Origin of the sequence: Pseudomonas sp. W17, from assembly GCF_040268305.1 — a bacterium.
Lineage (GTDB): Bacteria > Pseudomonadota > Gammaproteobacteria > Pseudomonadales > Pseudomonadaceae > Aquipseudomonas > Aquipseudomonas protegens.
In genome coordinates, this window is record NZ_CP158490.1 from 677,761 (window position 1) to 697,851 (window position 20,091).

Below are 20,091 nucleotides of genomic sequence, written 5' to 3' on the forward strand. Positions count from 1 at the left end.
ATATATTGTCGCCACCGACTCTGCGCCTGCTGCGCAGGCGAGCGGGAGTAAACGCCCTCGCCACGGGTCGCGTGACGTGACAATGAATTCCGACCCTTTTGGTCGGAATTGGTTATTTTTTGTGCTATATTCCGCGCCCGCGAATTTTCCTGTGAATCAACGCGTCCCTATCCAAGCCAACACCGGTCATCGACATGCAAGCAGCCAAGCCGTTATTTGACTATCCCAAGTACTGGGCCGAATGTTTCGGGCCAGCACCATTCCTGCCCATGAGCAGGGAGGAGATGGATCAGCTCGGCTGGGATTCCTGCGACATCATCATCGTCACCGGTGATGCCTACGTCGATCACCCGTCGTTCGGCATGGCGATCATCGGTCGGCTGCTGGAGTCCCAGGGCTTTCGCGTCGGGATCATCGCCCAGCCCAACTGGCAGTCCAAAGACGACTTCATGAAGCTCGGCGAGCCGAACCTGTTCTTCGGTGTCGCTGCCGGCAACATGGACTCGATGATCAACCGCTACACCGCCGACAAGAAAATCCGCTCCGACGACGCCTACACCCCCGGTGGCCTGGCGGGCAAACGCCCGGATCGTGCGAGCCTGGTCTATAGCCAGCGCTGCAAGGAAGCCTACAAGCACGTGCCCATCGTTCTCGGCGGCATTGAAGCGTCCCTGCGCCGCATCGCCCACTACGACTACTGGCAGGACCGGGTACGCAACTCGATCCTGATCGACGCCAGCGCCGACATCCTGCTGTACGGCAACGCCGAGCGAGCCATCGTCGAAGTGGCCCAGCGCCTGTCCTACGGCCACAAGATCGAAGACATCACCGACGTGCGCGGCACCGCCTTCATCCGCCGCGACACGCCCAAGGACTGGTACGAAGTGGACTCCACCCGTATCGACCGCCCGGGCAAGATCGACAAGATCATCAACCCCTACGTCAATACCCAGGACACCCAGGCCTGCGCCATCGAGCAGGAAAAGGGCCCGGTGGACGATCCCCAGGAAGCCAAGGTGGTGCAGATCCTTGCCAGCCCGCGCATGACCCGGGACAAGACCGTGATCCGCCTGCCGTCCATGGAGAAGGTGCGCAACGACCCGGTCCTGTACGCCCATGCCAACCGCGTGCTGCACCTGGAAACCAATCCGGGCAACGCCCGCGCCCTGGTGCAGAAGCATGGCGAAGTGGACGTGTGGTTCAACCCGCCGCCCATTCCCATGACCACCGAGGAAATGGACTACGTGTTCGGCATGCCTTATCAGCGCATTCCGCACCCGGCCTATGGCAAGGAAAAGATCCCGGCCTACGACATGATCCGCTTCTCGGTGAACATCATGCGCGGCTGCTTCGGCGGTTGTACTTTCTGCTCCATCACCGAGCACGAAGGGCGGATCATCCAGAACCGTTCTGAAGAGTCGATCATTCGCGAGATCGAAGAAATTCGCGACAAGGTCCCAGGTTTTACCGGGGTCATTTCCGACCTCGGCGGCCCGACCGCGAACATGTACCGCATCGCCTGCAAGAGCCCGGAAATCGAATCCGCGTGCCGCAAGCCGTCCTGCGTGTTCCCGGGTATCTGTCCGAACCTGAACACCGACCATTCGTCGCTGATCCAGCTGTATCGCAGCGCCCGTGCCTTGCCCGGGGTGAAGAAGATCCTCATCGCCTCCGGCCTGCGCTACGACCTGGCCGTGGAATCGCCGGAGTACGTCAAGGAGCTGGTGACCCACCACGTGGGCGGCTACTTGAAGATCGCCCCGGAACACACCGAGGAAGGTCCGCTCAATCAGATGATGAAGCCGGGTATCGGCACCTACGACCGCTTCAAGCGGATGTTCGAGAAATACTCCAAGGAAGCGGGCAAGGAGCAGTACCTGATTCCGTACTTCATCGCCGCCCACCCGGGCACCACCGATGAAGACATGATGAACCTGGCCCTGTGGCTCAAGGGCAACGGCTTTCGCGCGGACCAGGTACAGGCGTTCTACCCGTCGCCGATGGCCACGGCCACGGCCATGTACCACTCGGGTAAGAACCCGCTGCGCAAGGTCACCTACAAGAGCGACGGCGTGACCATCGTCAAGAGCGAGGAGCAGCGCCGCCTGCACAAGGCGTTCCTGCGCTACCACGATCCGAAGGGTTGGCCGATGCTGCGCGAGGCTCTGCTGCGCATGGGTCGTGGCGACCTGATCGGTCCGGGCAAGAACCAGTTGATTCCGACCCACCAGCCGGCTACCGACAGCTACCAAAGTGCCCGTCGCAAGAATTCGACACCGGCCGGCAGCCACAAGGTGGCCAAGGAAACCAAGATCCTTACCCAGCACACCGGGCTACCTCCTCGCGGCAGCGACGGCGGCAATGCCTGGGACAAGCGCGAACAGGCCAAGGCTGCGGCGTTTGCCCGCAACAAGCAGGCAGCCAAGGAGCGCGCCGATGCGGCCAAAGGCAAGGGCAAGAAGCCGACCCGCAAGCCGGTAGTACCGCGCTAACACCCACCGCAAGACGCCAGCCACGGAGCTGGCGTTTTGCTTTTAGGGTGATGGGTTTTCTTGCCTGCGCGGGTTCCCATATGCCTGGTCATCGGGCGCCGTCTGGCACATTTATGTGCAACGGCCTGCACAGGGATACACCGGTTGCGCGGTTTTGGTGCTGTACTGCCCAGGGTCGCTGAACAACCCCATGGACTTGCGCGCTGGCATAAGTCTTGCGCAGGTTCTCCCACCGTTCAGGCTCGCAGGAGGCACGCCGTGTCGATTCATGTCGCATTGCACCATGTCACGCACTATCGCTACGACCGCGCCGTCGAACTGGGCCCGCAGATCGTTCGCTTGCGCCCGGCGGCCCACAGTCGCACGCGAATTCTTTCCTATGCGCTGAAGGTTCAGCCCGAGCAGCATTTCATCAATTGGCAGCAGGACCCGCAGGGCAATTACCTGGCGCGTCTGGTGTTCCCGGAAAAAGCCAGCGAGCTGCGGATCGAAGTCGACCTGTTGGCGGAAATGGCGGTGTTCAACCCGTTCGATTTCTTCCTCGAGCCCTACGCCGAGCAGATTCCCTTCGCTTATGCCGCCGATGAACAGCGCGAGCTGGCGCCCTACCTGGAAACCCTGCCCCTGACGCCGAGGTTCCAGGCTTACCTGGGCGCCATTTCGCGCTCACCGCTGCCGGCGGTGGATTTCCTGGTGGGCCTGAACCAGCGGTTGAGTGCCGACATCGCCTACCTGATCCGCATGGAGCCCGGGGTGCAGACTCCGGAGCAGACCCTGCTCAACGCCTCCGGCTCCTGTCGGGACTCGGCCTGGCTGCTGGTGCAATTGCTGCGCAACCTGGGGTTGGCGGCGCGCTTTGTCTCCGGCTACCTGATCCAGCTGACGGCGGACGTCAAATCCCTGGATGGCCCCTCCGGCACCGAGGTGGACTTCACCGACCTGCATGCCTGGTGCGAGGTGTACCTGCCGGGCGCCGGCTGGATCGGCCTGGATGCCACGTCCGGGCTGTTCGCCGGGGAAGGGCATATTCCCCTGGCCTGCAGCCCCGACCCCTCTTCAGCGGCGCCCATCACCGGGCTGGTGGAACCCTGCGAATGTGAATTCAGCCATGAGATGAGTGTGGAGCGCATCTGGGAAGCGCCCCGGGTGACCAAGCCCTACACCGACGAGCAATGGCTGGCGATCCAGGCCCTGGGCCGGCAGATCGATGTCGACTTGCTGGAGGCGGATGTGCGCCTGACCATGGGCGGCGAACCGACTTTCGTCGCCATCGACGATCCCGATGGCCCGGAGTGGAACACAGCAGCCTTGGGGGCGAACAAGCGCCGCCTGGCCGGCGAGCTGTTCCAGCGCCTGCGCCAGCACTATGCGCCCCAGGGCCTGGTCCACTTCGGCCAGGGCAAGTGGTACCCGGGAGAGCAACTGCCGCGCTGGTCGCTGAATTGCCACTGGCGTCGCGACGGTGTTCCGGTGTGGCGCAACAACGCGCTGATTGCCGACGAGCATGAAGATTACGCCGCCGATGCGCTGTTGGCCGGACGTTTTCTGGCCAGTGTCGCCGAGCGTCTGAAGCTGCCTGCGCGTTTTGTGTTTCCCGCCTACGAGGACAATTTCTACTACCTGTGGCGCGAAGGCAGCCTGCCGCTGAATGTCAGCGCCGAGGATTCGCGGCTGGAGGATGCCCTGGAGCGGGAGCGCCTGCGCAAGGTTTTCCGCCAGGGGCTGGACAAGGTCATCGGCCAGGTCCTGCCCTTGGCCCGTACCGCCAAGGGCGACCAGTGGCAGAGCGGGCGCTGGTACCTGCGCGATAGCCATTGTCGGCTGGTGCCGGGTGATTCGCCCCTGGGCTATCGCTTGCCCCTGGCGTCCCAGCCCTGGGTGACGGCGGCGGAGTATCCGTTCATTCATGCCACCGATCCGAACCAGGATTTTCCCGAACTGGCAGGCGCGGCTCAGCTGGCAGCGATTGATGAGCCGGCTGTGGCGGACGAGCGGGTGCCCCAGGTGGACGAGTCTGCCGACTGGCTGACCCGTACCGCGCTCTGCGCCGAGGCGCGCGAGGGGCGGTTGTACCTGTTCATGCCGCCCCTGGAGCGTCTGGAGGATTATCTGCAACTGGTCAGCGTGATCGAGGCCACGGCCGAGGAGCTGCGCTGCCCGGTCTTGCTGGAGGGCTACGAGCCGCCGGCGGACCCGCGCCTGTGCAACTTCCGGGTGACCCCGGACCCGGGGGTGATTGAAGTCAACGTGCAGCCCTCGGTCAGTTGGGACGAGTTGGTGGAGCGCACCGAGTTTCTCTATGAGCAGGCCCGGCAGACGCGCCTGACCAGCGAGAAGTTCATGATCGATGGGCGCCACACCGGCACCGGCGGCGGCAACCATTTTGTCCTTGGCGGAGCCACCCCGGCCGACTCGCCGTTCCTGCGGCGCCCCGACCTGCTGCGCAGCCTGATCAGTTACTGGCACAACCACCCGTCGCTGTCCTACCTGTTTTCCGGGTTGTTCATCGGCCCCACGTCCCAGGCACCGAGGGTCGACGAGGCACGCAATGACGCGCTGTACGAGCTGGAGATTGCCTTCGCGCAGATGCCGGCTCCCGGCCAGGAGTGCGCGCCCTGGTTGGTGGACCGCCTGCTGCGCAACCTGCTGATCGATGTCACCGGCAACGCCCATCGCGCCGAGTTCTGCATCGACAAGCTGTATTCGCCGGATGGCGCCACCGGGCGCCTTGGCCTGCTGGAGCTGCGGGCCTTTGAAATGCCGCCCCATGCGCGCATGAGCCTGGCCCAGCAGTTGCTGCTGCGGGCGCTGGTGGCGCGCTTCTGGCGCGAGCCTTACGCGCCGGCCCGGTTGGCGCGCTGGGGCACCGAACTGCACGATCGTTTTCTGTTGCCGCACTTTATCGAACAGGATTTCGCTGATGTATTGGTGGAGCTGAATGCCGCCGGCTACCCGCTGCGGGCCGAATGGTTTGCCGCGCACCTGGAGTTCCGCTTTCCCAAGGTCGGCGATTACGCCGTCAGTGGCATCGAGCTGGAACTGCGCCAGGCCCTGGAGCCCTGGCATGTGCTGGGGGAGGAGGGCGCGGCGGGCGGTACGGTGCGTTATGTCGACTCTTCCCTGGAGCGCCTGCAGGTCAAGGTCGGCGGCCTGGTACCCGAGCGCCACGTGCTGACCTGCAATGGCGTGGCGCTGCCCCTTCATCCCACCGGGCGGGTCGGCGAGTTTGTCGCCGGGGTACGTTACCGCGCCTGGCAACCGGCCAACTGCCTGCAACCCACTATCCCGGTGCATGCACCGCTGGTGTTCGACCTGCTGGATACCTGGATGCAGCGCTCCCTGGGCGGCTGCCAATACCATGTGGCTCACCCCGGCGGGCGCAATTACGCCAGCCTGCCGGTGAATGCCAACGAGGCGGAAAGCCGGCGCATGGCGCGCTTCTTCCGCCTGGGCCATAGCCCGGGAAGCCTGGAGGTGCCGCCAGTGGTGATCAATGCCGAGTTGCCGCTGAGCCTGGATTTGCGACGTTTCTAATCCACCTGCGACGCCTGTGAGATAGCCATATCCGGGCGTCATGGCGGTGCGTTAATCTGACTTTCCCTGCCGTCTGCCGAGTGTTCCATGCCTGACTTGCTAGACCGTTACCCGCTGACGGCGGGTACCTACCACGAGTTGCTGGATGACCAGGGCCAGGTTCGGGCGCACTGGCAGCGGCTGCTGGAACAGTTGCAGCGCAGCAGCCCCGGGCAACTGGCCCAGCGCCAGGCGCTGCTGACCCGGCAGATCCACGAGAACGGCGTCACCTACAACGTCTATGCCGACCCCAAGGGCGCCGACCGGCCCTGGGAACTGGACCTGTTGCCCCATGTGATCGCGGCGGATGAATGGCAGTTGCTGTCCACCGGAATCGCCCAGCGCGCTCGCCTGCTCAATGCCGTGCTGGCGGATTTGTATGGCCCGCAGCGGTTGATCCGCGAAGGGCTGTTGCCGGCGGAACTGGTGTTCGGCCACAACAATTTCCTCTGGCCGTGCCAGGGCATCTGCCCGCCGGAACAGACCTTCCTGCACCTGTATGCCGTGGACCTGGCACGCAGCCCGGACGGGCGCTGGTGGGTCACCGCCGACCGTACCCAGGCGCCCTCCGGGGCCGGCTATGCCCTGGAGAACCGCATGAGCGTGTCCCGGGCGTTCCCCGACCTGTACCGCGACCTGCAAGTGCAGCACCTGGCCGGGTTCTTCCGCACCCTGCAGGAAACCCTGGCCCGCCAGGCACCCCGGGACAGCGAAGCGCCGCTGGTGGTGCTGCTGACGCCAGGGCGGTTCAACGAGAGCTATTTCGAGCACCTGTACCTGGCGCGACAGCTTGGCTACCCGCTGGTGGAGGGCGGCGACCTGACCGTGCGTGATGCCACGGTGTACCTCAAGACTCTCAGCGGCCTGCGCCGGGTGCACGCCATCATGCGTCGTCTGGACGACGATTTCTGCGATCCGCTGGAGTTGCGTACCGACTCGGCCCTGGGGGTTCCCGGGCTGCTGGACGCGGTGCGCCAGGGCCGGGTGCTGGTGGCCAACGCCCTGGGCAGCGGGGTGCTGGAGTCCCCCGGCCTGCTGGGCTTCCTGCCGAGGATCAGCCAGTTTCTGCTGGGCGAGGAACTGCTTCTGCCGTCCATCGCTACCTGGTGGTGCGGCGAGGCCCCGGTGCTGCAGCAGGCCCTGGAAAAACTCCCGGATCTGCTGGTCAAGCCGGCCTTCGCTTCCCAGAGCTTCACGCCGGTGCTGGGCCGCGACCTGGACCCCGAGCAACGTCGGCGATTGGCTGAGCGCATGCGGGCGCGGCCCTATGCCTATGTCGCCCAGGAATTGCCGCAACTGTCCCAGGCGCCGGTCTGGCAGGCCGAGAACGGGCAGTTGCAGCCCCGTGCCATCGGCATGCGGGTGTATGCGGTGGCCAGCGAGGACGGCTACCGGGTGCTGCCCGGAGGCCTGACCCGGGTCGCTTCCCAGGCCGGTGCCGAAGTGGTGTCGATGCAGCGCGGTGGCGCCAGCAAGGACACCTGGGTGCTGGGGGAGCGGGCGCCCAGCGGCGAGCAGTGGAAGGCCCAGCGCACCATCGGCGTGTATGACCTGGTGCGCCGCGATCCCTACCTGCCGTCGCGGGTGGTGGAAAACCTGTTCTGGTTCGGCCGTTATTGCGAGCGCTGTGACGACAGTGCGCGGCTGCTGCGGATCATGCTGGCGCGCTATGTCGACGGCGATGACCCGCAAGCCTTGCTGGCCGCGGTGGACCTGGGAGAAAGCCTGATGCTGCTGCCGGATGAGGGCGAGCTGCCCGAGCGCCTGCTGGCGGCCCTGTTGGGTGAGGACTGGTCCTTCAGCTTGCGCTCCAACCTGCAACGCTTGCAGTGGGCGGCTTCCCAGGTACGCGGCAAGCTGTCCCGGGAAAACTGGCAGGCCCTGGTGGAGCTGCAGCGCGAGGCCCAGGAGCTGGACACTCCGGAGCCGGATTTCGCCGAACTGCTGGATTTTCTCAACCGCCTGGTGATGTCCCTGGCGGCGCTCTCCGGGTTCGCCCTAGACGACATGACCCGCGACGAAGGCTGGCGCTTCCTGATGATCGGCCGGCGCATCGAGCGCCTGCAGTTCCTCAGCAGCAGCCTCGCGGCCTTCCTGCGGGGCACCGCGGCCTTCGATCAGGCCGGCCTGGACTGGCTGCTGGAACTGGGTAACAGCAGCATCACCTACCGGTCGCGCTACCTGGCGGTGGCGCAGTTGATTCCGGTCCTTGACCTGTTGCTGCTGGATGAACAGAACCCCCACGCCGTGTTGTTTCAGCTCAAGCTGGTGACCCGCACCCTCAAGCGCCTCAACGATGATTTCGGCGTGCCCCGCGAGCTGGCGCTGCCGCGGCTGGTGGAGCGCCTGGCGCATTTCGACCTGGGCTGCCTGGAGAACTCGCTGTTCGGCGAGGCCAGTGTGCGCGCCGCAGTGGAGGGCCTGGCGGACCTGCTGCAGGAGATCGCCGAGGTCAGCGGGCAGGTTTCGGACCGCCTGGCGCTGCGGCATTTCGCCCATGTGGATGATGTCAGCCAACAAACGGTGTCGGTCTGATGAGCGCGCGCTACCAGGTGTTCCACGACACCCACTACCGCTACGACAGCCCGGTGTCCCTGGCCCAGCAACTGGCGCACCTGTGGCCCCGGGCCTGTGCCTGGCAACTGTGCAGCGAGCGGCAATTGCTGATCAGCCCCGACCCTACCAGCCGTCGTGACGAGCAGGATGTATTCGGCAACCCGCTGACCCGCCTGGCCTTCGAGCGGCCCCATGACGAATTGCTGGTCAATGCCCAGCTCAGTGTCGAGGTGCTGGAGCGGCCGGCGCTGGATTTTGCCGCGTCACTGCCCTGGGATGCCGCCCGCGGCGCCCTGGCCTATAGCGGCCAGTCCTTGTCCGAGGCGTTGCTGGAAGCCTGTCGCTACCGTTTCGAATCGCCTTATGTGCATCTGAAGCAGAGTTTTGTCGAGTTCTGCGCCAGTTGCTTCGTACCGGGGCGGCCGCTGTTGCAGGGCGCCCAGGCGTTGATGGAGAAGATCTTCAGTGAGTTCACTTTCGACGCCGAAGCCACCCAGGTGGCGACGCCGCTGGTGGAGGTGCTGGAACGTCGGCGCGGGGTGTGCCAGGACTTCGCCCACCTGATGCTGGCCTGCCTGCGCTCGCGAGGGCTGGCGGCGCGCTATGTCAGTGGCTACCTGCTGACCCAGCCACCGCCGGGGCAGCCGCGGCTGATCGGCGCCGATGCTTCCCATGCCTGGGTTTCAGTGTTTTGCCCGGTGCTGGGCTGGGTGGATTTCGACCCGACCAACAACGTGCAGCCGGCGCTGGAGCACATCACCCTGGCCTGGGGCCGGGATTTTTCCGATGTGTCGCCGTTGCGTGGGGTGATTCTGGGAGGGGGCAGCCATGACCCGGATGTTCGGGTCACCGTCATGCCTCTGGCATGACACTGCCATTTCCGACCTTGCAGGAGCCGGCTTGCCAGCGATGGGGCCTGCGGATATTGCGTAGGGCTGGAGAGCGCTTTCGCTGGCCAGCCAGCTCCTACGGGGCAGGTCAGGCCTGGGGGGCCTCGGGCTCGGCGTCGTCGACGCTCACTTCACCTTCTGCATCCGGGTTCAGTGCGCTGGTTTCTTCAGCGGCGGCTTTCTTGCGTTGCAGCTTTTCCTCTTTCTTCTGTTCCTTGGCCAAGTCACGTTGACGTTTGGCGAAGGAGTAGTTGGGTTTGGCCATGGGCGATCCTCTGGGGTCGAAGGTGAGGTTGAGCGGCGCGTATTCTGCCTGTTATCGGGCCTGGGTGGTTAGCTGGGTTTGCGCTCGGCCCATTTGTCCGGGACCGTCGGTTGCCAGGCGTCCAGCGCATCCAGCAGGCCGGCCGGCGACTCGCTCATTTGCAGCATGTCACGGTGCGGGGCACGGACGAAGCCTTCGCCGACGATATGATCGAGAAAACCGCTGAGTTTTTCGTAGAAGCCATTCACTTCCAGCAGGCCGAGCGGCTTGTGGTGGTAGCCCAACTGGCCCCAGGTCCAGACTTCGAATAGTTCTTCCAGGGTTCCCAGGCCGCCGGGCAGGGCGATGAAGGCGTCGCTGAGCTCGGCCATGCGCGCCTTGCGGGCGTGCATGCCGTCCACCACTTCCAGGCGGGTCAGGCCGCGATGGCCGATTTCCTTGTCCTTCAGGCTTTGCGGAATGATCCCGATGACTTCGCCCCCGGCCGCCAGGGCCGCGTCGGCGACGATGCCCATCAGCCCTACCGCGCCGCCGCCATACACCAGGGTCAGCTTGCGCTCGGCGATGGCCCGACCCAAGGCCTGGGCGGCTTCACGATAGAGAGGGTTGGCGCCGGTGCTGGCGCCACAGAATACACAGACAGAAGTTAACGACATGCCTTACTCCGAGGTCATTGATGGCCTCAGAGTAAAGGCTCGCCGGCCTCGCTCCAAGTATTAAACCTCCCGTTGCGGGGTTTCATGGGTACCGCTGGCGCCACAGGCGTAGGCGGCGAGCAAGCTGCGAAACAGGCTGTTCAACGGCATGAGGGTGACTCCGATCAGGGACGATGGCGTGATTCTAGAAGCGTGCCATGCCGCTGGCCGGTTGATTGTCTTGATCAGGTCGATAGCAGAGAGTTGTATACAATTTTTTGATGCAAATCATAGGAACTTGCGAGAAATTCAGGCAGTCTTCCGTCCCATGGATTCAGATGGATTTTGTTAACCCTGCCTTGGAGATTCACCATGTTTGCCAAACTCGTTGCGGTATCCCTGTTGACACTGGCCAGCAGCCAACTGATGGCCGCCGAATGCAAGGTCGATGTCGACTCTACCGACCAGATGTCCTTCAACACTAAGGAAATCACCATCGACAAGAGCTGCAAGACCTTCACTGTGAACCTGACCCACTCCGGCAGCCTGCCGAAGAACGTCATGGGCCACAACTGGGTACTGAGCAAGACCGCAGACATGGCTGGCATCGCCACCGACGGCATGGCCGCCGGTATCGACAAGAGCTACCTGAAGGAAGGCGACACCCGCGTCATCGCCCACACCAAGATCATCGGTGCCGGCGAGAAAGATTCGGTGACCTTCGACGTATCGAAGCTGACCGCTGGCGAAAGCTACCAGTTCTTCTGCTCGTTCCCAGGCCACAACTCGATGATGAAAGGCGCTGTGGTCCTGAAGTAAGCATCAGGCCCGGCTGCAACAAGAAAGCGCCCCCAGGGGCGCTTTTTTTGTGTGCATCCGTAGGAGCGAGGCGGGTCATGGGGCGAACGGCATGACACGCTTGTGGTGGGTCTTGCGGTAGGTGTAACAGATGATCTTGAAGGCTTCCTCGCGCACCGGCTGGCCGTGCAGGAAGGCGTCGATCTCGGCGTAGGTGACGCCATGGGACGCTTCGTCCGGCTTGCCCGGGGACAGGTCTTCAAGGTCGGCGGTCGGCACTTTTTCCACCAGGGATTCGGGCGCGCCGAAATAGCGGGCAATGGAACGCACTTGGTTCTTCACCAGGCCGCTCAGGGGCGCCAGGTCGCAGGCGCCGTCACCGAACTTGGTGAAGAAGCCCATCACCGCTTCGGCGGCGTGGTCGGTGCCGATCACCAGGCCGTGGGCGGCGCCGGCGATGGTGTACTGGGCGACCATGCGCATCCGCGCCTTGGTGTTGCCGAGGACGAAGTCCCGGGACACCGCGTGCTGCCCTTCGAAGGCCGCCACTTCGTTGGCCAGGGCCTTGACCGCCGGGCCGATGTTCACCGTGTGGCGTTCGTCGGGGTTGATGAAATCCACCGAGGCCTGGGCGTCGTGTTCGTCGAACTGGGTTTCATAGGGCAGGCGCACCGCGATGAAGCGGTAGCTGTCGTCACCGCTGCGTTCGCGCAGTTCACGCATCGCGCGCTGGGCCAGCAGGCCGGCGGTTAGTGAGTCGACACCGCCGCTGATGCCTAGGACCAGGGACTTGAGCCCGGAATTGACCAGGCAGTCCTGGATGAAGCGGATGCGCCGGGCGATTTCTGCCTCAAGGGCGGCGTGGTCGGGAAAAGGTGCTTGGACCTTGAGCTGCTGCGCAATCTCACGCTGTACGGCTTGCATGATTCACTCCTTGCCAGGTTGGGCAGGTACTTGGAAAACGTGGCGCAAGTAAGCGACGAAGTTCGGATCCTTGCAATGGGTCTTGCCCGCTTCATCGGAGATCTTGGCGACGGGCTGGCCATTGCAGGCAGCCATTTTAAGCACGATGCTCATCGGCTCGACACCGGGAATGTCACAGGTCAGGTTGGTGCCGATGCCGAAGCTGACATTGATCCGCCCTCGCAGCGCACGGAATATTTCCAGGGCGCGCGGCAGGCTCAGGCTGTCGGAGAACACCAGGGTCTTGCTCATCGGATCGATGCCCAGCTTGTGGTAGTGGGCGATGGCCTTTTCTGCCCAGAGGATCGGGTCGCCGGAGTCGTGGCGCAGGCCGTCGAACAGCTTGGCGAAGAACAGGTCGAAATCGCCGAGGAAGGCATCGGTGGTGATGCAATCCGTCAGGGCGATGCCCAGCAAGCCACGGTATTCGCGGACCCAGCAGTCGAGGGCGGCGATCTGGCTGTCGATCAGCCGCGGCCCCAGTTGCTGGTGGGCCATGATCCATTCGTGGGCCATGGTGCCCAGGGGTTTCATGTTCAGTTCCCGGGACAGGTGCACGTTGCTGGTGCCGACAAAACGTCCGGGGAAATCGTGCTTGAGCACGTTCACTACTTCTTCCTGGACCCGGTAGGAAAAGCGTCGGCGGGTGCCGAAATCCGCCACTTGCAGCTCGGAAAGTTCTTCGCTGCTGGCGTTGGCGGTCAGCCAGTCGAACTTGCGGTACAGCTGCTCGCGGGCCTGGACCAGCTGGATCTCGCGATAGCGGTAGCGGTTGCGCACCTCGCTGATGATGGCCAGCATCGGCACTTCGAACAGGATCACGTGCAGCCAGGGGCCTCGCAGGCGGATAAACAGCTCGCCGTCCTCGATGCCGGTATGCACGTAGCGCAGGTTGAAGCGAAACAGCCCGAGAAAGCGCAGGAAATCCGGCTTGAGAAAGCTGATGCGTTCGAGAAAGCCCAACTGGTCGGCGCTCAGGCTCAGTTCCGCCAGGCGCTCGAACTGGTAGCGGATCTCTGCCAGATAGGGCCGCAGGTCCTCGCTGTTACGGCAACGAAACTCCCATTCCACCTCGACGTTGGGGTAGTTGTGCAGCACCGCCTGCATCATGGTCAGTTTGTAGAAGTCGGTGTCGAGCAGGTTCTGCACGATGCGATCGGCAAACACACTCTCGCTCATAACGGGAATCTCCATGCTGGCCGCGACGGACAAGTGCGGTATTCAGCTCTTTCAATGAAGGCGCTAGTGGCGCATAGACGCGCAGCGCTTTGCCAGTGTTTTTTGTGGCGGGCCATTCTCCGGCCGTAGGAGCTGGCTTGCCAGCGAACGGATCTTCAGTCTTGAGCAGGGCTCAAGGGACCCATCGCCGGCAAGCCGGCTCTTACGGGCGGGGGGCGTCGTTGTGTTCGAGCATCCAGCGCACGAAGTCCCGGACCTTGGGCACTTCCGCCGAGTGTTCGGGGTAGGCCAGGTAATAGGCGTCCTGGCTGGGCATGGCGTATTCCCAGGCGATCACCAGCTTGCCTTCAGCCAGTTCTTCTTCCACCAGAAAACGTGGCAGCAGGGCGACCCCGCAGCCGACCTGGGCCGCACGGATGCACATATAGAAGGTTTCGAAGCGTGGGCCGTGGTAGCTGTGCTCGGTCTGGTAGCCCTGTTGGTCGAACCATTCGTGCCAGCCCTGGGGCCGTGAAGCGTTCTGCAACAGCACCAGTTCAGTGAGTTGCCTGGGGTCGGTCAAGGGCTCGGCGGGCAGGCTGTCGGGGGCGCAGACCGCCACCAGCTCTTCGCTGAACAGCTTCAGGCTCTCGGTGCCGGGGCGTGAACCCTGGCCAAAGTAGAAGGCCAGGTCGGCATGGCCCTGGAGCAGTTCGTCAGGCTCTTGCTCATTGCACAGGTCCAGGTGGATGTGCGGGTGGCGCAGTCGCCAGCCCTTGAGGCGCGGTACCAGCCAGCGGGCGCCAAAAGTGTAAGGCGTGGAGACTCGTAGGACTTCGGTCTCGCCGCCGTAGGAACGCAGGTAATGGGTAGACATCTCCACCTGGGTGAGGATCTTGCGCACCTCCACCAGGTACAGGTCGCCGGCCGGAGTCAGTTGCAAGCGCCGCCGTACCCGACGAAACAGCAGGTGTTGCAGCAGCTCTTCCAGTTGCGCCACTTGCTTGCTCACCGCGCTCTGGGTCAGGTTGAGCTCTTCGGCCGCACGGGTGAAGCTCAGGTGCCGGGTCACGGCCTCGAAGCACTGCAGGGCGGTGATCGACGGCAAGTAGCGTTTGTTGAGCATGGGTGGTCCTTGTTCTTATGGGTGCCAGCGAGCGGCTCAGCATGAATAAACGGAATGATATCTCGCTTAAAGGTCGTTTGTTGGCAAGTCTCGGGCCAGCTACAACTACTAGCCTTGATGGCCGTCGCAGCGGCCTGGTTCTTTCGCTTTCATCTGTAAGGAGTAACCCCATGGTTGCCGCATTGCTTGATCGTCTGGGTGTCAACCCGGCCCTGTACCAGTCGGGCACCCAGCCTGTGCATTCGCCCATCGACGGCAGCCGGATCGCCGCGGTGAACTGGCAGGGCGCCGCCGAGGTGGAGCAGCAGGTCAGTCGCGCAGAGCATGCATTCGCCCTGTGGCGCAAGGTGCCGGCACCCCGTCGCGGCGAGCTGGTGCGGCAATTCGGTGAGGTGCTGCGCGAGTACAAGGCCGACCTGGGGGAGCTGGTGTCCTGGGAAGCCGGCAAGATCACCCAGGAAGGCCTGGGGGAAGTGCAGGAAATGATCGACATCTGCGACTTCGCCGTCGGCCTGTCGCGCCAGCTCTACGGCCTGACCATCGCCTCCGAGCGCCCGGGCCATCACATGCGTGAAACCTGGCATCCCCTGGGGGTTGTCGGGGTGATCAGCGCCTTCAACTTCCCGGTAGCGGTCTGGGCCTGGAACACCACCCTGGCGCTGGTCTGCGGCAACCCGGTGATCTGGAAACCCTCGGAAAAGACCCCGCTCACCGCCCTGGCCTGCCAGGCGCTGCTGGAGCGCGTGTTGAAGAACTTCCAGCATGCGCCCGAATACCTGAGCCAGGTGATCATCGGCGGCCGTGATGCCGGTGCCGCCCTGGTGGACGATCCGCGGGTGGCCCTGATCAGCGCCACCGGCAGTACCCGCATGGGCCGTGAAGTGGCGCCGAAAGTGGCCGCACGCTTTGCCCGCAGCATTCTCGAACTGGGTGGCAACAACGCCATGATCCTTGGCCCGAGCGCCGACCTGGACATGGCTGTGCGCGCCATCCTGTTCAGCGCCGTCGGCACCGCCGGCCAGCGTTGCACCACCTTGCGCCGTTTGATTGCCCACGAGTCGGTGAAAGAGGAAATCGTCACCCGTCTCAAGGCGGCCTATTCCAAGGTGCGCATCGGCCACCCTCTGCAAGGCAACCTGATCGGCCCGCTGATCGACAAGCACAGTTTCGAGGCCATGCAGGATGCCCTGGAGCAGGCTCTGAGCGAGGGCGGCCGGGTCTTCGGCGGCCAGCGCCAGTTGCAGGACCAGTTCCCCAACGCCTACTACGTGTCGCCGGCCATCGTCGAAATGCCCGAGCAGAGCGAGGTGGTGTGCAGCGAAACCTTCGCGCCGATCCTCTATGTGATCGGCTACAACGACTTCGAAGAAGCGCTGCGCCTGAACAACGCCGTGCCTCAGGGCCTGTCGTCCTGCATCTTCACCACCGACGTGCGTGAAGCCGAGCAGTTCATGTCGGCGGTGGGCAGCGACTGCGGCATCGCCAACGTCAACATCGGCCCCAGCGGCGCAGAGATCGGCGGCGCCTTCGGCGGCGAGAAGGAAACCGGTGGCGGTCGCGAATCCGGCTCCGATGCCTGGCGCGGCTACATGCGGCGCCAGACCAACACCGTCAACTACTCCCGGGAGCTGCCGCTGGCCCAGGGCATCACCTTCGATTGAGTCTTTTCGCGAGCAAGCTCGCTCCTACGGGGAGGTGTGTAGGAGCCAGCTTGCTGGCGAACAGCGGCAAGTGCGTTTCAGCGTCTGTGGTTCGTTGATTTCGGAGTCTGGCAATGGCGCTACAAGAACAATGTCTGTGGGAAACACTCACCCCGCAACGGCCTGACAGAGCGCCGCTCAAGGGCGAGCTGACGGCGGATGTGTGCATCATCGGCGCCGGCTTCACCGGGCTGTCGGCCGCCGTGCATTTGCTGGAGCAGGGCAAGCGGGTCTGTGTGGTCGAAGCCCACCGCGCGGGGCACGGCGGTTCAGGGCGCAACGTCGGGCTGGTGAACGCCGGCATGTGGATCCCGCCGGACGAGATCGAGGCCGGTTTCGGCGAGCAGGTGGGCAGCCAGCTCAACCGCATGCTCGGCGCGGCGCCGTCATTGGTGTTCAGCCTGGTGGACAAGTACCACATCGATTGCCAGCTGCGCCGCGAAGGCACTTTGCACATGGCCCACAACGCCCGGGGCGAGGCCGATCTGCGCAGCCGTGAAGAACAGTGGAAACGTCGCGGGGCCCCCGTGGAGTTGCTGAGCGGCGCGGCGTGCGAGGCGGCCACCGGCACTCGCAAGATTGCCGCGGCCCTGCTCGACCGGCGGGCGGGAACCCTCAACCCCATGGCTTACGTCAGCGGCCTGGCCAGGGCGGCGACGGAATTGGGCGGGCGTCTGTTCGACCATTCCCCGGTCACCCGCCTGGAGCGCCAGGGCCAGCGCTGGTCGGTGCAGACCGAGCAGGGCTCGGTGCTGGCCGAGCAGGTGGTGATCGCCTCCAACGCCTACACCGAAGGCGACTGGACCGAGCTGCGGCGCAACTTCTTCCCCGGCTACTACTACCAGGTGGCTTCCGCGCCCCTGACCGAAGAAGCGGCCCGGCAGATCCTGCCCGGGGGCCAGGGCTCCTGGGATACCCGACAGGTGCTCAGCAGCATCCGACGGGATGCCGAGGGCCGCCTGTTGCTGGGCAGCCTGGGCAATGGCAGCCAGAAGCCCTTGTGGTTCCTCAAGGCCTGGGCCGACCGCGTACAGCAGCATTACTTCCCGTACCTCAAGCCGGTGGAGTGGGAATGCACCTGGACCGGCTGCATCGCCTTCACCCCCGACCACCTGATGCGCCTGTTCGAGCCGGCCCCGGGCCTGGTGGCTGTCACCGGTTACAACGGCCGGGGCGTGACCACCGGAACCGTGGTGGGCAAGGCCTTCGCCGACTACCTGTGCAACGGCGACCCCCAGGCCCTGCCGATCCCCTTCGCAGCCATGCAGCCCCTGGCCGGCGTGGGCTTGCGCAGTTGCCTGTACGAAGCCGGCTTCTCCCTCTACCACGCGGGCCAGTGCCTGCGAATTGTGATCTGAACAAGGAAATAGTGGGCGGCCGACGACGCTTTTCGATGCAGCGACTAGCCTGTAATGGTGCGGCTCGTAGCAGTCTCGCACCAGCAGTGTGCAGTTCGGTGACGCGAGCTGTTACAGCAGGGTTGCACGTTGAATTGTGTCGCGGTTGCAATGATGGCACGCATGGGTTGCGCCCATTAAAAAGCAGGGTTTTACCTTCCGCGGTTTAGACGGTTGCACGCCCAATAAAAAAGGGCTCGAAACAGTCGAAATAACAATAAGACAGCGACTTTTTTCAGAATAAAAAACCACTGGCACGGCGCTTGCTCTGAGCAACCTTAGTGAAGTCGCAGTGCCAACTAAAAAAACCTTGGAGCACCACCTCATGTCCCAGACGTTTTACAAGAAAGGCTTTCTGGCCCTCGCAGTGGCAACTGCGCTGGGTGTTTCTGCGTTTGCTCAAGCCGACCTGAAGATCGGTGTAGCGGGTCCCATGACAGGCGCCAACGCGGCATTTGGCGAGCAGTACATGAAGGGTGCACAGGCAGCGGCTGACGAGATCAACGCCAAGGGCGGGGTCAACGGCGAGAAGATCGTCCTGGTCAAGGGCGATGACGCCTGTGAACCCAAGCAGGCGGTGGCAGTGGCCAACCGCCTGGTGGACCAGGACAAGGTGGCCGGCGTGGTCGGGCACTTCTGCTCCTCGTCGACCATTCCGGCTTCCGAGGTGTACAGCGACGCCGGTGTGATTGCCATCACCCCGGGCTCCACCAACCCCCAGGTCACCGAGCGTGGCCTCTCCGCGATGTTCCGTATGTGCGGGCGTGACGACCAGCAGGGCATCGTCGCCGGTGACTACATCATCGATGTGCTCAAGGGCAAGAAAGTCGTGGTGCTGCACGACAAGGACACCTACGGCCAGGGCCTGGCGGATGCCACCAAGGCACAGTTGACCAAGCGCGGCGTGACCCCGGTGCTGTACGAGGGCCTGACCCGTGGCGAGAAAGACTTCAGCGCCGTGGTGACCAAGATCCGCGCCGCCGGCGCCGACGTGGTGTACTTCGGCGGCCTGCATCCGGAAGCCGGTCCGCTGGTACGCCAACTGCGCGAGCAGGGCCTGAAGGACGTCAAGTTCATGTCCGACGACGGCATCGTTACCGACGAATTGGTGACCACCGCCGGTGGCCCGCAATACGTTGACGGCGTGTACATGACCTTCGGCGCCGACCCGCGCCTGCTGCCGGACAGCAAGGCCGTGGTGGATGCCTTCCGCAAGGCCGGCACCGAGCCAGAGGGCTATACCCTGTACGCTTATGCCTCGATCCAGGCCCTGGCGGCCGGCTTCGGCGGCGCCAAGTCCAACAAGGGCGAAGATGCGGCCAAATGGCTCAAGGCCAATCCGGTGAAAACCGTGATGGGCGAGAAGTCCTGGGACGCCAAGGGTGACCTCAAGGTTTCCGACTACGTGGTCTATCAGTGGGACAAGGACGGCAAGTACCACCAGCTGGAAAAACAGAAGTGACATGAGTCCGAACGGGCCGGTACCACCCCCTGGTACCGGTCCCTGCTCGTGCAGTACTTGCCTTTTCTCGTAGAGCTGCACAACGGACGTGTTGCGCAGACGGGTGATCCCTGTCCGGCGTCGACGGCCTGTGCAGTCTCTCAAGTCCGTGAGATTGCGTTATGGATGGTATTTTCCTGCAGCAACTGATCAATGGGCTGACCCTCGGGTCCGTCTACGGTCTGATCGCCATCGGCTACACAATGGTCTATGGCATCATCGGCATGATCAACTTCGCCCACGGCGAGGTTTACATGATTTCCGCCTACCTCGCGGCAATCAGTCTGGCTCTGCTGGCCTATTTCGGCATTGAATCCTTCCCGCTACTCATTCTCGGCACGCTGATCTTCACCGTCGTGGTGACGGGGATCTATGGCTGGGTCATCGAGCGCGTGGCCTACAAACCCCTGCGCAACTCCACCCGCCTGGCGCCGCTGATCAGCGCCATCGGCATTTCGCTGATCCTGCAGAACTACGCGCAGATCAGCCAGGGCGCCAAGCAGCAAGGGGTTCCGACCCTGCTGGCCGGGGCCTGGAAAGTCGATATCGGCACAGGCTTCGTGCAGCTCACCTACACCAAGATCTTCATCCTGGTGGCGGCGTTCGCCGGCATGGCGCTGCTCACCTACATCATCAAGTACACCAAGCTCGGGCGTATGTGCCGGGCCACCCAGCAAGACCGCAAGATGGCCTCGATCCTCGGCATCAACACCGACCGGGTGATCTCCTACGTGTTCGTCATCGGCGCGGCCATGGCGGCCCTGGCCGGGGTGCTGATCACCATGAACTACGGCACGTTCGACTTCTATGCCGGCTTCGTCATCGGCATCAAGGCGTTCACCGCGGCGGTACTCGGCGGCATCGGCTCGCTGCCTGGGGCGATGCTCGGCGGGATCATCCTCGGCATCTCCGAGTCGCTGTTCTCCGGCTTGATCAACTCCGACTACAAAGACGTGTTCAGTTTCTCGCTGCTGGTGCTGATCCTGATCTTCCGTCCCCAAGGCCTGCTGGGTCGCCCACTCGTGGCGAAGGTGTAA

The 20,091-nt window shown here is 63.8% G+C and carries 14 protein-coding genes; 9 read left to right on the forward strand and 5 right to left on the reverse strand.

The features are described 5' to 3' along the window. Positions 1-194 precede the first annotated feature (194 nt). The 4 genes from ABCR88_RS03005 to ABCR88_RS03020 all read left to right on the forward strand — a co-directional run bounded on the left by ABCR88_RS03005 (position 195) and on the right by ABCR88_RS03020 (position 9,490). Positions 195-2,492, forward strand: a complete 2,298-nt coding sequence (locus ABCR88_RS03005; protein ID WP_011058952.1) for a YgiQ family radical SAM protein — start codon at positions 195-197, stop codon at positions 2,490-2,492. A 258-nt stretch (positions 2,493-2,750) separates the two neighbouring features. Further along, positions 2,751-6,026: a transglutaminase family protein gene (locus ABCR88_RS03010; RefSeq protein ID WP_350404097.1), complete on the forward strand. Its 3,276-nt coding sequence runs from the start codon at positions 2,751-2,753 to the stop codon at positions 6,024-6,026. An 87-nt stretch (positions 6,027-6,113) separates the two neighbouring features. After that, positions 6,114-8,600, forward strand: a complete 2,487-nt coding sequence (locus ABCR88_RS03015) for a circularly permuted type 2 ATP-grasp protein (protein ID WP_041115468.1) — start codon at positions 6,114-6,116, stop codon at positions 8,598-8,600. Then, on the forward strand, positions 8,600-9,490 hold the full coding sequence (locus tag ABCR88_RS03020; protein ID WP_041115470.1) for a transglutaminase family protein: 891 nt from the start codon (positions 8,600-8,602) through the stop codon (positions 9,488-9,490). Before ABCR88_RS03015 ends, ABCR88_RS03020 begins: the two co-directional genes overlap by 1 nt. A gap of 109 nt (positions 9,491-9,599) precedes the next feature. Here ABCR88_RS03020 and ABCR88_RS03025 read toward each other — a convergent pair whose 3' ends face one another. Beyond that, positions 9,600-9,776, reverse strand: coding sequence for a hypothetical protein (locus tag ABCR88_RS03025; RefSeq protein WP_011058958.1), 177 nt, complete (start codon positions 9,774-9,776; stop codon positions 9,600-9,602). Positions 9,777-9,844: 68 nt separating this feature from the next. Continuing rightward, on the reverse strand, positions 9,845-10,432 hold the full coding sequence (locus tag ABCR88_RS03030) for a TIGR00730 family Rossman fold protein (protein ID WP_041115472.1): 588 nt from the start codon (positions 10,430-10,432) through the stop codon (positions 9,845-9,847). 351 nt (positions 10,433-10,783) lie between these two features. On the opposite strand from ABCR88_RS03030, the gene azu reads away from it, so the two are divergent. Next, the gene (azu, locus tag ABCR88_RS03035; protein WP_011058960.1) at positions 10,784-11,230 is read left to right on the forward strand and encodes an azurin; all 447 of its coding nucleotides are present in this window, start codon (positions 10,784-10,786) and stop codon (positions 11,228-11,230) included. Positions 11,231-11,305: 75 nt separating this feature from the next. Here the strand turns inward: azu and nadE are convergent, their stop codons facing one another. From nadE to ABCR88_RS03050, 3 genes are all read right to left on the reverse strand, one after another. Next, positions 11,306-12,133 (reverse strand): ammonia-dependent NAD(+) synthetase, encoded by an 828-nt coding sequence (gene nadE, locus ABCR88_RS03040; protein ID WP_350404098.1) that lies wholly within the window; start codon positions 12,131-12,133, stop codon positions 11,306-11,308. Between the two features lie 3 nt (positions 12,134-12,136). Further along, positions 12,137-13,351 (reverse strand): nicotinate phosphoribosyltransferase, encoded by a 1,215-nt coding sequence (pncB, locus tag ABCR88_RS03045; protein WP_015633947.1) that lies wholly within the window; start codon positions 13,349-13,351, stop codon positions 12,137-12,139. 202 nt (positions 13,352-13,553) lie between these two features. Then, positions 13,554-14,456 (reverse strand): LysR family transcriptional regulator, encoded by a 903-nt coding sequence (locus ABCR88_RS03050; protein ID WP_041115476.1) that lies wholly within the window; start codon positions 14,454-14,456, stop codon positions 13,554-13,556. 170 nt (positions 14,457-14,626) lie between these two features. On the opposite strand from ABCR88_RS03050, the gene ABCR88_RS03055 reads away from it, so the two are divergent. The 4 genes from ABCR88_RS03055 (at position 14,627) to ABCR88_RS03070 (ending at position 20,091) form a co-directional block, all read left to right on the forward strand. Then, complete coding sequence (locus ABCR88_RS03055) at positions 14,627-16,117, forward strand: aldehyde dehydrogenase family protein (protein WP_350404099.1); 1,491 nt, start codon at positions 14,627-14,629, stop codon at positions 16,115-16,117. Positions 16,118-16,230: 113 nt separating this feature from the next. Further along, positions 16,231-17,514, forward strand: coding sequence for an FAD-binding oxidoreductase (locus ABCR88_RS03060; RefSeq protein ID WP_065364889.1), 1,284 nt, complete (start codon positions 16,231-16,233; stop codon positions 17,512-17,514). Between the two features lie 364 nt (positions 17,515-17,878). Further along, positions 17,879-19,015, forward strand: a complete 1,137-nt coding sequence (locus tag ABCR88_RS03065; RefSeq protein ID WP_011058966.1) for a branched-chain amino acid ABC transporter substrate-binding protein — start codon at positions 17,879-17,881, stop codon at positions 19,013-19,015. A 161-nt stretch (positions 19,016-19,176) separates the two neighbouring features. Further along, positions 19,177-20,091, forward strand: a complete 915-nt coding sequence (locus ABCR88_RS03070; protein ID WP_011058967.1) for a branched-chain amino acid ABC transporter permease — start codon at positions 19,177-19,179, stop codon at positions 20,089-20,091.

What these genes read in the sequence shown, in the direction of transcription:
- ABCR88_RS03005 (WP_011058952.1), top strand. Translation starts at nt 195, where the DNA reads ATGCAAGCAGCCAAGCCGTTATTTGACTATCCCAAGTACTGGGCCGAA.
- ABCR88_RS03015 (WP_041115468.1), top strand. Translation starts at nt 6,114, where the DNA reads ATGCCTGACTTGCTAGACCGTTACCCGCTGACGGCGGGTACCTACCAC.
- ABCR88_RS03020 (WP_041115470.1), top strand. Translation starts at nt 8,600, where the DNA reads ATGAGCGCGCGCTACCAGGTGTTCCACGACACCCACTACCGCTACGAC.
- ABCR88_RS03025 (WP_011058958.1), bottom strand. Translation starts at nt 9,776, where the DNA reads ATGGCCAAACCCAACTACTCCTTCGCCAAACGTCAACGTGACTTGGCC.
- ABCR88_RS03030 (WP_041115472.1), bottom strand. Translation starts at nt 10,432, where the DNA reads ATGTCGTTAACTTCTGTCTGTGTATTCTGTGGCGCCAGCACCGGCGCC.
- azu (WP_011058960.1), top strand. Translation starts at nt 10,784, where the DNA reads ATGTTTGCCAAACTCGTTGCGGTATCCCTGTTGACACTGGCCAGCAGC.
- nadE (WP_350404098.1), bottom strand. Translation starts at nt 12,133, where the DNA reads ATGCAAGCCGTACAGCGTGAGATTGCGCAGCAGCTCAAGGTCCAAGCA.
- pncB (WP_015633947.1), bottom strand. Translation starts at nt 13,351, where the DNA reads ATGAGCGAGAGTGTGTTTGCCGATCGCATCGTGCAGAACCTGCTCGAC.
- ABCR88_RS03050 (WP_041115476.1), bottom strand. Translation starts at nt 14,456, where the DNA reads ATGCTCAACAAACGCTACTTGCCGTCGATCACCGCCCTGCAGTGCTTC.
- ABCR88_RS03055 (WP_350404099.1), top strand. Translation starts at nt 14,627, where the DNA reads ATGGTTGCCGCATTGCTTGATCGTCTGGGTGTCAACCCGGCCCTGTAC.
- ABCR88_RS03060 (WP_065364889.1), top strand. Translation starts at nt 16,231, where the DNA reads ATGGCGCTACAAGAACAATGTCTGTGGGAAACACTCACCCCGCAACGG.
- ABCR88_RS03065 (WP_011058966.1), top strand. Translation starts at nt 17,879, where the DNA reads ATGTCCCAGACGTTTTACAAGAAAGGCTTTCTGGCCCTCGCAGTGGCA.
- ABCR88_RS03070 (WP_011058967.1), top strand. Translation starts at nt 19,177, where the DNA reads ATGGATGGTATTTTCCTGCAGCAACTGATCAATGGGCTGACCCTCGGG.